This is a genomic window from Enterococcus phoeniculicola ATCC BAA-412, assembly GCF_000407505.1.
GTDB lineage: Bacteria > Bacillota > Bacilli > Lactobacillales > Enterococcaceae > Enterococcus_K > Enterococcus_K phoeniculicola.
In genome coordinates this window covers 719,666-732,565 of record NZ_ASWE01000002.1, presented here as the reverse complement: position 1 = coordinate 732,565, position 12,900 = coordinate 719,666, and the positions used below count along the sequence as shown (strand labels likewise).

The 12,900-nt window shown below is 35.5% G+C and carries 11 protein-coding genes; 8 read left to right on the top strand and 3 right to left on the bottom strand.

Annotated elements, in window-relative coordinates:
* Nucleotides 1-32 precede the first annotated feature (32 nt).
* The 3 genes from I589_RS10165 to I589_RS10155 are packed head-to-tail and all read right to left on the bottom strand — an operon-like array spanning nt 33 to nt 3,420.
* Nucleotides 33-1,184 carry a pyridoxal phosphate-dependent aminotransferase gene (locus I589_RS10165; protein ID WP_010767526.1) on the bottom strand — a complete coding sequence of 384 codons (1,152 nt, stop codon included), beginning with the start codon at nt 1,182-1,184 and terminating at the stop codon, nt 33-35.
* 9 nt (nt 1,185-1,193) lie between these two features.
* A complete protein-coding gene (locus I589_RS10160) occupies nt 1,194-1,916 on the bottom strand; it encodes an amino acid ABC transporter ATP-binding protein (protein WP_010767527.1) in 723 nt (240 codons plus the stop codon).
* On the bottom strand, nt 1,909-3,420 hold the full coding sequence (locus I589_RS10155) for an ABC transporter substrate-binding protein/permease (RefSeq protein WP_010767528.1): 1,512 nt from the start codon (nt 3,418-3,420) through the stop codon (nt 1,909-1,911). Before I589_RS10155 ends, I589_RS10160 begins: the two co-directional genes overlap by 8 nt.
* A 183-nt stretch (nt 3,421-3,603) precedes the next feature.
* Between I589_RS10155 and I589_RS10150 the strand changes: the two genes are divergently transcribed.
* The 8 genes from I589_RS10150 to coaE all read left to right on the top strand — a co-directional run bounded on the left by I589_RS10150 (nt 3,604) and on the right by coaE (nt 12,841).
* Entirely contained in the window at nt 3,604-4,692 is a 1,089-nt protein-coding gene (locus I589_RS10150) for an iron-containing alcohol dehydrogenase family protein (RefSeq protein ID WP_010767529.1), read from the top strand.
* Nucleotides 4,693-5,467: 775 nt separating this feature from the next.
* Nucleotides 5,468-6,235: a hypothetical protein gene (locus tag I589_RS10145; protein WP_010767530.1), complete on the top strand. Its 768-nt coding sequence runs from the start codon at nt 5,468-5,470 to the stop codon at nt 6,233-6,235.
* Entirely contained in the window at nt 6,225-7,019 is a 795-nt protein-coding gene (locus tag I589_RS10140; RefSeq protein ID WP_010767531.1) for a hypothetical protein, read from the top strand. The genes I589_RS10145 and I589_RS10140 overlap by 11 nt, the downstream gene beginning before the upstream one ends.
* A 3-nt stretch (nt 7,020-7,022) precedes the next feature.
* Nucleotides 7,023-7,805 carry a hypothetical protein gene (locus I589_RS10135; RefSeq protein ID WP_010767532.1) on the top strand — a complete coding sequence of 261 codons (783 nt, stop codon included), beginning with the start codon at nt 7,023-7,025 and terminating at the stop codon, nt 7,803-7,805.
* On the top strand, nt 7,802-8,449 hold the full coding sequence (locus tag I589_RS10130) for an ATP-binding cassette domain-containing protein (RefSeq protein ID WP_010767533.1): 648 nt from the start codon (nt 7,802-7,804) through the stop codon (nt 8,447-8,449). The genes I589_RS10135 and I589_RS10130 overlap by 4 nt, the downstream gene beginning before the upstream one ends.
* Nucleotides 8,450-8,662: 213 nt before the next feature.
* Nucleotides 8,663-11,308 (top strand): DNA polymerase I, encoded by a 2,646-nt coding sequence (gene polA, locus I589_RS10125; RefSeq protein WP_010767534.1) that lies wholly within the window; start codon nt 8,663-8,665, stop codon nt 11,306-11,308.
* A gap of 103 nt (nt 11,309-11,411) precedes the next feature.
* Nucleotides 11,412-12,254, top strand: coding sequence for a DNA-formamidopyrimidine glycosylase (gene mutM, locus I589_RS10120; RefSeq protein WP_010767535.1), 843 nt, complete (start codon nt 11,412-11,414; stop codon nt 12,252-12,254).
* Complete coding sequence (coaE, locus tag I589_RS10115) at nt 12,251-12,841, top strand: dephospho-CoA kinase (RefSeq protein WP_010767536.1); 591 nt, start codon at nt 12,251-12,253, stop codon at nt 12,839-12,841. Before mutM ends, coaE begins: the two co-directional genes overlap by 4 nt.
* Nucleotides 12,842-12,900 lie beyond the last annotated feature (59 nt).

The following is a 12,900-nucleotide window of genomic DNA, read 5'->3' as shown; positions in this document are numbered from 1 at the left end:
TTTTCATTTTAAAAATGAAAATGAGCTTTTTTCTAAAAATTCAATTTTTCTATTCGATCAAAAGCTTCTTTTAAAACAGTTATTTCTTGAGTTGCTGCCAGTCGAACATACGTATCGCCTGTTGTTTCACCAAAGGCTTTTCCAGGTATCATAAGTACATTGGTTTCTTCTAAGACTTTTTCTACGAACGAAACAGAATCTAGACCTGTTTTTTCAATATTGATAAAAGCATACATACTTCCTTTAATAGGATGTAAGGAAAGAAACTCAATTGCTTCAACTCGTTTCCCAACATATTCAAGGCGTTCCTTAAAGACCTCGACCACAGGGGGAACAAGTGAATCATAATGAGTCAACCCATAAATCCCGGCTTGTTGAGAGATGGTTGGTGCAGAGTAGGTTAAGCTTTCATTAATCAGTTTTGCTACTTCATTTATGTAGCTAGGACCAATCATATAGCCAATTCTCCAACCAGTCATCGCAAAGGCTTTTGAGAAACTGCTGAATGTAATCGTGTTGTCGGGAGCAAATGTTGCCATGGGAACAAACTCGTCATAAAAGCTAAATGCTTCATACACTTCATCTGATAAAATATAGAAATGATGCTCTATTGCTAATTCAGCAATTGCTTTGAATGTTTCTGGTGAGAAAACTGCCCCTGTTGGATTATTTGGCGAATTAATAATAATTGCCTTTGTTTTATCTGTGATTGCTGCTTTTAAAACGTCTAAGTTAATTTGAAATTCATCTTTTTCATACGTTGGGATAAAGACTGGTGTTCCACCTGCAAAAATTACTTGATCTTTATAAGGAGAGAAATACGGCTCATGAATAATCACTTCATCTCCTGGATCTAAGATAACTTGTAGGGCAAGATACATACCGTGTAAAGCACCAACTGTTGCTCGGACTTGATTCGCTTGGAAGCTTAAATTATATTTTTTCTTATAGAAATCGACAACCGTATCAATAAATGTTTGACTTCCATCTGATGCAGTATAATGCGTATAGCCATTTTTAGCATCCTCAAAGGCCTGCTGAATAATCGTATCATCTGTAATTAAATCTGGATCTCCAATAGATAAATCAAGTAGATTAGGTAACTCTTTTGCTCTGGTTGCAATATCCATCAGAATGTTTTCAACGGGCTGTTGGTGACGTTTTGCAATTGAAAATTTGTCCATAATAACCTCCTATAAAACTTTTCTTAAAAAGTCCTGCGTTCGAGGATTAGTCGGGTGTCCAAAAATTTCTTCTGGTGTTCCTTCTTCTTGAATAATCCCCGCATCCATGAAGATGACTCGGTCTGCTACTTCACGAGCAAAACCCATTTCATGAGTTACCACAACCATCGTCATTCCTTTTTCAGCAAGAGCTTTCATTACCGATAATACTTCACCAACCATCTCAGGGTCAAGAGCCGAGGTTGGCTCATCAAATAACATTACATCAGGATCCATTGCCAATGCACGAGCAATGGCAACCCGTTGTTGTTGCCCACCAGAAAGCTTCGCAGGGTAACTTTCTGCTTTTTCCTTTAGTCCAACTTGCTCCAGCAGCTCAAAAGCCTTTTCCTTTGCTTTTTCAGGTGCTTCTTTTTTTACCTTAATCGGACTGATGGTTAAGTTTTCTAGAACAGATTTATGAGGGAAGAGGTTAAAGTTTTGAAACACCATTCCCATTTTTTGACGAAGCTGGTCAATATTTACTTCTTTTGATAAAAGGTTTTTCCCTTCAAACTCAATGATTCCTTCATTGGGTTGTTCAAGCAGATTTAAGCAGCGTAAAAAGGTACTTTTCCCACTTCCAGAAGGACCGATGATAACAACTACTTCTCCAGTTTTTACCTCTAAATCAATTCCTTTTAATACTTCATTTTTACCAAATGTTTTATGCAAATTTTTAATATTAATCACTTGTACTCATTCTCCTTTCAGCAACACCTAATAGACGAGAGATTGTAAATGTTAGAACAAAATAAATCAGTGAAACGATCAAGTAAGGTAGGAAGGGCTTAAAGCTTGCTCCTTGAATATTTCCAGCTTGGAAAATTAACTCCGACACACCAATTACAGAAACAACTGATGATTCTTTGATTACTGTCACAAATTCATTTCCTAAAGCAGGTAAGATATTTTTAATTGCTTGAGGTAAAATGATAAACCGCATGGATTGTCCTTGATTCATGCCCAATGAACGAGCTGCTTCAAGCTGTCCTTTATTGACCGCATTAATTCCTGCACGGATAATTTCAGCAACATATGCACCACTATTCAAGGCCAAGGCGATACAACCTGCTGCCACTTTTGAAAGATCAAATGCAATTGCGCCTAATCCAACTGCTTGAGTAAGAACGGAAATTCCTTGAAATAGAATCGGCGTCCCAAAATATACAATAAAGATTTGAACAAGCAGAGGTGTCCCACGAACATATTCAATGTAAATAATGGCAATTGCACGTAAAATTTTTGATTTTGCAAGCTTCATTAAAGCAAGCAGGCCGCCAAGAATTGCCCCAAATAATACGCCGATGAAAGCCAAGAAGATTGTATAGCCGGCACCACTAATATAAAATTTCCCATATTTTTTTAAGAATCCCTGATCGTCGGTAAACATTAGTTTGCCTGCTTCTTTTTTATAACCCTCTAACAAGTTGTTCTCATTTACGGTCTTGATAGAAGCGTTGACTTTTTCAGTCAAAATGGGCGCATCTTTAGAAATTGCAACCGCCGTTTCTTTTGCCCCTTGTTCAAACGTCACATCGGCAAAGACGAGGTTTTTATCTCTTTCTACATAGGCATCTGCTACGGGACCTTCTAAAATAGCAGCATCTACTTTTTTATTGGTTAAATTCATCATCACGTCAGGAATCTTTTGAAGAGAGGTAGGGATAGAACCCACTAACTCATTATTTGCAAGTTCTTCTTGGGTTGTTTGCTTTTGAACAGCTACTTTTATCCCTTTAAAGTCATTTACCGACTGAAATTTTTCTTTGTCTTCTTTTCGAACAATCACTCGCTGTTGAACAACTAGATAAGAATCAGAAAAGTTTACTTCTTTAACACGCTCTGGTGTAGGGGCCATTCCTGAGATAATTAAATCAATTTTCCCTGTTTTTAATGCACCTAATAATGCATCAAATCCTAATTCTTCTATTTTTAATTTTACGCCTAAATCATCTGCAATTTTTTGCGCAATAGAGATATCAAACCCGACAATGGTATCTTTTCCATCTACCTCTGCGTGAAATTCATAGGGTGCATAATCAGCAGAAAGCCCAACAACCAATTCTCCGCGTTTTAGTACATCCTCATAGATAGCATCTTTCTCTTCTGCAAATGCTGAAACCGTCGGAATGAGTGTACTCAGCGCAATAATCAATGTAAGAATGAGTGCAAATAGTTTCGATATTTTTTTCATTTTATATTTCTCCTTTATTTGACTTTTTTTAATAAATATTCCATTTTTTTGAATAAATGTATAAAAATTTATTGTTTTCAGATGTGAGTTATCATATCATAGATTAAGTAGAAGGAAAAGAGATTTTCATAAACAAATCAGAAAATTTTTATACAGTAAGAAAACGATAGAGGAGAGAAGAAAATGTCATTGTCATTAATTGTAAGAGGAGCGCCTCAGGAATATGAATGTAAGGAACATGCATGGAACGAATTGGAAAATCATTTAAATAGAAGAAACTTGAAAAAGGTCATGATTCTTCATGGAAAAAACTCATGGGAAGCAGCAAAACCCTATTTTCCTGAACTACATACTGTACAGACACATTTTGTTTATTACGGTGGCGAATGTACAGATGAGCGCACACAAGAACTAACGACCATTATTAAAGAACAAGAGCTGGATGCAATTGTTGCTGTGGGTGGCGGAAAAGTAGCCGATTTAGGCAAAGCAGCGGCATACGCCAATGGACTTCCCGTGTTAATTTTACCTACTTTAGCTGCTACCTGCGCAGCTTACACGCCTCTTAGTGTAATCTATCATCCAGATGGGTCAATGGCTCGCTATGACGTGTTCCCAGTAAGTAATGCGCTTGTTCTAATTGATCCGGAGGTAATTTTACATTCGCCTAAAGAATTGATGATTGCAGGAATTGGGGATACGCTAGCAAAATGGTATGAAGCAGATGCCATTATCTCCCAGATGAAGATACAGCCTATCGAAATTCAAGTAGCAGAATTTGCTGCCAAAAAATGTCATGATGTTCTCTTAACAGATAGCAAAGAAGCGTTGAAAGCAATGGATACATTAACCCTTAATCAAGCCTTTTTGAATGTGGTGGAAACAAACATTTTAGTGGGAGGAATGGTTGGAGGATTTGGTGATGACTATGGTCGAACTGCGGGTGCTCATTCGATTCATGATGCTTTGACCTTATTGCCTGAAAGTCATGCACACCTGCATGGAAATAAAGTAGCTTATGGGGTGTTTGTCCAACTTGTTATTGAAGAGAAGTGGAACGAAATTGATTCACTATTGCCCTTTTATCATGAACTTGGCTTACCAATCAGTCTGAAAGCCATGGAGATGGAACTGACTGAAGAGTCATATAATCGGGTGGCTAAACGAGCGGTCGAAGATTATGAGACGATTCATTTCATGAAAGAAACGATTACGGCAGAGATTGTGAAAAAGGCGATGGTGGATTTAGAAGAGTATATGCAGGGACGTTAATGATTGATTTCAGAACAAAAATAGAAGAAACCAGATTTGCTTATTAAAACAATTAGTTATTGAGAGAAAAAGAAAGTAGGGGGAGTCCTTTGTATTCCACCCTACTTTCTTTTTTTTAGGATTTTTTCAGGAGTAAACACTACCCTTAAACTACTTGCTACTCTCAACAGATGAAGGGAGTCACTCTAATTCGTTTCTCTCTCCTGTTTGTAAGCGTCAATTTTTGATAGAAAAGAAGTAAGACAGATTTGCCGGTCTTGAAGGCAAATGATTTATTCTGACGAAAGAGAAGTGTATATAGAAAACTAATAAGCTGTTTTCCCACCTAATTAGATTATGGGTGGGTTATTTTCTTTTTACCGAAAAAAAGACAAACAGACACTTTAACAGTCGCTAAACTAGGTAAAATAGGTTGTTTTTATTGAAAACTTTCTATCATTAAATAATACATTCTTCAAAATAGAAACACGAGGCAATTCTTCCTATTTTGAAAGAATGAACGGGAATAATTATTCGATAAAAAGAAGTATTTTTTTACTAGATGACCCTCAAAATGAATAAATAAATGACCCTCTGTTATGTAACGAAAACCTCGTTGACAGGGGATTTTGCTTATTCAATAATAAGGTAACAAAACAACATTAGCTTTGTCTACACCTCTAACTACTGTTGTGAGCGTCGATGCCCAAGGTAGTTGGAGCCCCGATGAGTCATTATATTTTCAATTGATATATTTGATAACGCTATCTTTTACTTAAAAAGGAGGATCTTACTTTTGTCCTATTTTATCTATGAACTAAAACTTAGTTTAAAGTCAAAATTATTTATATTTGCCATGATTCTATCATTCCTTAGTATCCTCTTTGGTATTTTAGGGAACAGATTGTTAATAGAAATGGAAGAGGGGCTGACTCTCTTCTTTTCTGGTTTCAGTTTCAGCACGTCCTCGTTGCTTCCACTGTTAGCACCGTTAATAGCTGCTTTGCCGATGGGGAACACCTACTTAAATGACCAACAAAACAATATGATTACAGCAATTTTTGTTCGAATGACTAAGAAGAAATATTTTTTTATAAAATTTTTTTCAGTAGGAGTGATGGGAAGCTTGGTCATTGTTCTTCCTCTTATTTGTCTATTTCTACTAAATCTACTCATCTATCCAAGCAGTGCACCTGCTTATATGGGGGAGATTGGCGGGCCATTTTCTACGATTTTTAAAGAAAATCAACGACTTTATGCAGGTCTACTTATTTTAAACAGCGGTTTATTTGGCTTTATTTACGCTAATATTGGTTTTGTAAGCTCAATATTTATCAAAAATAAATATATTACCGCATTTTTTCCACTAATTATTTACTTTTTTCCTTCATTTATTTTTCCGTTGCTTCATTTAGATCGCTATGAACCAGTGACGACATTTGATTTATCTGCAAATACAACGACTACTTTCCAAAATATTTACATTCAATTCGCTTTCCTATTGGTTGTTTTATTTTCAATTGGAACAACTTATTTTTCAAAGGAGAACAAAAATGATCAATAGAGTAAATACAATCAGAGAAAAAAAGAGTAAAGGAAAAAGTCTGCTATATCTCATTTCCTTAGCTGTATTAATTGGTGTGTCCTATTATCAATTTATTCTGGAAACAAAAAATGATCGACTCGTTGCTTGGTTATTCTATAATGTACAAACACTTTATACCGTACTCTTTGGTATCCCGCTATTATTTATGATTTATCTAACTATCGAATTAGAATTTCCAATAAAAAAATACATGTTTCTGGTTCGTCTTGGAGGAAGGAAACAATTATTTTTGACTGATTTTTCCTTCTTATTAAAACTGTTATTTCGGTTTTTTATCTGTTTGTTGTTAATGGTTATCGTTATTGGCTTACCCACTCAAAAGCAGTATTTTTCTTGGGACAAAGAGTTAATCGACTACTATACATCTGTCCTAAAAATAGTTCCAAATACGCAGGTCGCCCCCTTAATACAGGTCTGTTTTGCATGGAGCTTCTTCTTTCTTTACTTATTTTTTATAGCTAACAGTTATCTTCTCCTCACATTTGTATCAAAAAATCGAGCCGTCGCGTTCCTTATTCTTTTCTTTTTCATTGGTATTCAAGCATATTTTTATAAATTATCACAAGATACTCTAGTAAGTGACTGGTTACCTTTTACTCATTACTTACTGTATACAGGTACAGAACCTGTTAGAAATTTTTCCAGCCTCGTACTAAAAAATCTACGATATTGGGGACTTTCTCTTATGATAATTGATGGAATTCTTTTTTATTGTTACACACATAAATCAGTAGGAGAATAATCCATGAATACATTCATTCGTATACAAAAAATCTATTTTTTAGCTCTTAGAAGAAGAAATGTCTTAAGTCTTGTTTTTTTCGGAGTCTGTTGTTTATATGTGTCAGTTTGGATTGATACACCACGAACTATCTCTGATTTCTATAGTATTTTACTTGCAGGAGTACCTTATCAAGATTTTTCTGTATTACAGATACTGCGCTTTCTATTTTTTTATTTGTTCTATCTTTACTTTTTTAGTTTATCCAGTCATAGTGCTGAAAAAAGCGATTTGTATCTGCTTCTTATTCGTTTCGATAGCTTGAAGAAGTGGTACAAATCTATCTGCTTCTATGCTTTGAATCTGGGGATTATTTATTGGGGACTTTTTCTGTTTTTCACCTTCTTATTTGTTCTGATTTCTTCCATATTTTTTACTGAGCCTTCAGCAGTTATCCAGCTCTTTTTTTCAAAAGAAACAGCTCTTTTCTATTTTGAAAATGTACTATCTAGCATTACTTTAGCAAATTTATTTTTGCTTCTAACAATAATCTTTACTGAAAAAAATGCAATATTTAGTGTGCTGGTTTTTCTATTATTTAGTTATTGCTTTTCCTATTTTCTTGTTGGAAAAAAGGAGATTCTCTTTTTCAATACAAGTATCCTAACTCTTGCCCGAACACTAGCAAAATTTGATAAAAACAATAATCTTTTAGTAAGTTTACTATGGATTTTTATTCAAAACCTTTTAGTTTATATCGGATTTAGTATTTATTTATTGAATAGAAGTTGGAGGAATCACAGATGAATATTATTGAAGTTACTCATGTAAGCATGAAATTTAAGCATCATTTATTATTTGATAATCTTTCATTTTCTTGTAAAAAAGGACAAATTATCGGAATCGTTGGAGAAAATGGTTCCGGAAAAAGTGTCTTGTTTAAACTTATTGCTGGTTTTTTAAAACCTGCAAAAGGACAAATCACCGTAAAACAAACTGAAATCACAAAAACAAATACCTTTCCAGAGAATCTGGGTGTACTGATTGAAGAACCGTCCTTTTTGGCTGAGCTTACGGGATTTGAAAACTTGAAATTACTCTCAAGTATAAAAAATAAGCTTTCTGATACAGAGATTCACTCTACGATGAAGTCTGTCAACTTATTCAGTGAAAAAGATAAGAAAGTACAGGCATATTCTCTTGGAATGAAAAAAAAGCTTGGAATTGCCCAAGCCATTATGGAATACCAAGATGTTATTTTATTAGATGAACCAATGAATGGGCTAGATGAAAAAAGTATCATAAAAATCCGACAGCTTTTGAGGAAAATGGCAGAAGAAGGAACCACTATTTTACTGGCTAGTCATAATAAAGAGGATATACATGAATTATGCAATCGTGTTTATAGAATTGAACAAAAAGAGCTGATAGAAATTCCTATTCATTCTTAGTTTATTGTAGCTTCAGAACCTGTGTACCGAACAAACTAATCAACTAGTCATTTTTATAGAGTTTCACTATCTTTTATGTGGATTTTTCCGATGAAAGATAGTTTTTTTATTCATTTGTAAATCAACCAGTTTTTCTTTTCGCAATCACTTCTAATATTTGTTAAAATAGATAAGTATGAAAGAGAGTATGGAAACAAGTGAGGAGTCGTATTGATGACAAAAAATAAATTATTGCTGGTGGATGGAAATAGTGTGGCGTTCCGCGCCTTTTTTGCCCTACACAATTCGTTAGAGCGTTTCAAGAATAAAAATGGTCTGCATACCAATGCAATTTATGCATTCAACAATATGTTTGAAAATGTGATGGAAAAGGAGCAACCGACACACGTACTTGTAGCATTTGATGCGGGGAAGACAACTTTCCGAACAGAAATCTACTCAGATTATAAAGCAGGCCGCTCAAAAACTCCTGGTGAATTTAAAGAACAGATGCCTTATATCCGCGAGCTTTTAACGGGACTTGGCGTGAAATATTATGAACTAGATAACTATGAAGCAGATGATATTATTGGTACATTATCTGTTCTTGCACCAAAAGATGAGTTTGATGTCGTAGTTCTTTCAGGAGATCGAGATTTAACACAGCTGACTACAGATTCTGTAAAAGTAGATATTACAGTAAAAGGAGTTAGTGATTTAGAAACGTATACGCCGGCATATGTTGCAGAGAAGTATGACGGACTTGAGCCAAAACAAATTATTGATATGAAGGGACTTGCAGGAGATACTTCTGATAATATTCCTGGTGTTACGAAAATTGGAGAAAAAACAGCGATTAAACTGTTGAAGGAATATGGCTCTGTTGAAGGGGTCTATGAAAATATTGATAAGCTAAAAGCAAGTAAGATGAAAGAAAATCTAATTAACGATAAAGAACAGGCCTTTATGTCAAAAGAGCTTGCTACCATCAATACAAAAGCTCCTATCGATGTATCTATTGAGTCACTGAAATATGAGGGGAAAGATTTAGAAAAGTTAGTTCCTTTTTACAAAGAAATGGACTTCAAACAATTTTTAGCTAAGTTAAATATCCAAGAAGAAGAAGTTGAAATGCAGGACATACATTTTGATGTTGTTAATGAATATACGCCTGAAATGTTTACAACAGACATGTCATTATATGTAGAAATGTTAGGAGATAACTACCATTTAGAGGATATTGTCGGTGTCGCATGGGGAACAAAACACAAAGCATACGTAACGAATGATTTAGCGTTATTTGAAAATCCACATTTTAAATCTTGGTTAGAAGATCAAACCATGTTAAAAAAAGTGTATGATGCAAAACGTACATTCGTTGCACTAAATCGCTATATCACACGTACGCAAGGAATTGACTTTGATGTTCTTCTAGCAGCTTATCTACTGGATACAAACGACAACAGTAACGATATCGAAGGTGTGGCACAACATTATGGTTACACAGAAATCCGCTCAGATGAAGCGGTTTATGGAAAAGGTGCAAAAAGAGGACTTCCAGAAGAAGAAGAGGATTTTTTTGCTCATCTTGCACGTAAGGTTTGTGCAATCGATGTATTGTCAGACAAGTTAAATAAAGAATTAGAAGAAAAAAATCAAGCAGATTTATTCTATAAAATGGAATTACCTTTATCTATGATTCTTGCCGATATGGAAATTACAGGGATTACAGTAGATGCTTCACGTTTGCATACCATGAAGGGTGAATTTTCAGCGAAGCTTCAAGAAATTGAATCCAAAATTTATGAAGAAGCGGGTGAAACCTTCAATCTGAATTCACCTAAACAGCTCGGAGTTATTCTATTTGAAAAAATGGGCCTACCTGTCATTAAAAAAACAAAAACAGGGTATTCTACTGCAGTAGACGTATTAGAACAATTAAGAGAACAAGCACCTATTGTTGATGATATTCTTATATATCGTCAAATTTCCAAAATCCAATCGACATATGTTGAAGGATTATTAAAAGTCATTCAATCAGATGGGAAAGTTCATACCCGATACGTTCAAACATTGACACAGACAGGTAGATTAAGTTCAGTTGATCCAAACTTACAAAATATTCCTATCCGTTTAGAAGAAGGAAGAAAGATTCGCCAAGCCTTTGTCCCTAGAGCAGATAATTGGGTGATGTATTCTTCGGATTACTCTCAAATTGAACTGCGTGTACTTGCCCATATCTCAGATGATAAGCATTTGAAAGAAGCCTTCATTGAGGGACAGGATATTCATTCCAGTACAGCGATGCGTGTCTTTGGTATTGAAAAAGCAGAGGACGTTACACCAAATATGCGTAGACAGGCAAAAGCCGTGAACTTTGGAATTGTCTATGGGATTTCTGATTATGGATTGTCACAAAACTTAGGAATTACTCGAAAAGAAGCCCAACAATATATTGATACGTATTTTGAAAAATATCCCGGGGTAAAACAGTATATGGAAGACATTGTCCGAGAAGCAAAAGATAAAGGCTATGTTGAAACACTGTATAACCGAAGAAGATACTTACCAGATATTAATTCTCGAAACTTCAATATTCGCTCATTTGCAGAACGAACAGCAATCAACACACCCATTCAAGGAAGTGCTGCAGACATCCTGAAAATTGCGATGATTGACTTAGCAAAACGTTTAAAAGAAGAAAAACTAGAAGCTACACTACTTTTACAGGTTCATGATGAATTAGTATTTGAAGTTCCAGAAAAAGAATTAGAAAGACTTGATGAACTGGTTAAAGAAGTCATGGAACATGCAGTGGACTTACACGTTCCATTAATTACAGACAGCAGCTGGGGAAAAACTTGGTATGAAGCAAAATAATGTGATTGGCTAAGTGATTACCTGGCAATCACGAAGTCCATAGATTGTTCATTTTTTGTTGAATAATCTGTGGACTGATTTTTTAATACGGAGGTGTCAAATCATGCCAGAATTACCAGAGGTAGAAACCGTGCGAAAGGGACTTGAACGATTGGTTATCGGAAAAACAATTGATTATGTAACCGTGCGTTGGCCACGAATTATTGAACAACCTGATGCAGAGTTATTTGCACTTGAGCTTATCGGTCAAACAATTGAGTCTATTCAACGAAGAGGTAAATATCTGATTCTTCAACTAACCGATTGGGAACTAGTTTCTCATTTACGGATGGAAGGAAAATATGAGTTTTATTCAGAAAATGCTCCAGAAAACAAGCATACACATGTCATTTTTCATTTTACGGACGGCAGTGAGCTTCATTATAACGATGTGCGAAAATTTGGACGAATGGCACTTATGGAAAAAGGAAAAAGTGCCTCTTATAAGGGGATTGCAAGCCTTGGTCCTGAGCCGCTTCCAGAAGTGTTCAAATTAGCCGAGTTTGAAAAAGGATTAAAAAAATCCCACAAAGCAATTAAACCGCTGTTACTTGATCAAAAACTAGTTACAGGATTAGGAAACATCTATGTGGATGAAGCGCTTTGGCAAGCAAAAATCCATCCTGAACAGCCGGCTGATACACTCAATAAAAAGGAAGCAGCAACCCTACGTTTAGCTATTATTGATATTTTGGGAAAAGCAGTAGAAGCTGGTGGGACTACGATTCGCAGCTACTTAAATGCATTAGGCGAGGCTGGTAAATTCCAAATTTCTCTTCAAGCTTATGGACAAACAGGCGTTCCCTGTAGTCGATGTGGTACCCCGATTATCAAAACAAAGGTTGCTCAAAGGGGAACGCACTATTGTCCAACCTGTCAAAAATTGAAAGTGAGGAAGGTTCGATGAGTTTCATTTTAGGCATTACTGGGGGAATTTCTACTGGAAAGAGTAGTGTTGTTGCCGTTTTCAAGGAGTTAGGGTACCCCATTGTTGATGCAGATATTGTAGCACGACAAGTAGTAGAACCTCAGACACCAGGACTGAATGCCATTGTTGAAGTGTTTGGAAATGAAATAATTACCGAGGATGGACATCTGAACCGTAAAAAGCTAGGGTCAATTATTTTTCAATCTGATGAAAAACGACAACAGCTGAATCAGCTATTAAATCCATTCATCCGATCAGAAATAGTGGCACAAATTGAAGAAAAAAAGAAGCTAGCTTCTTTGGTTATCGTTGATATTCCTTTACTCTTTGAAGGTCATTATGAGCAATATATGACACAGGTTGCGGTTGTTTATATTCCAGAAGTATTGCAATTACAGCGATTGATGAAACGAGATCATCTCAATGAAGAGGATGCGCTAAAACGAATACACAGTCAATTAGACATCGAGGAAAAGAAAAAGAGAGCCGACATTGTTTTTGATAACCAGGGGTCACAAGAGAAGACAAGAGAGCAAGTGATGGCCTGGCTCTCAAAATTTAAATAACAAATAAACACGTTGGCTAAACAGTCAACGTGTTTATTTGTTATTTAATTGAAGGTTTG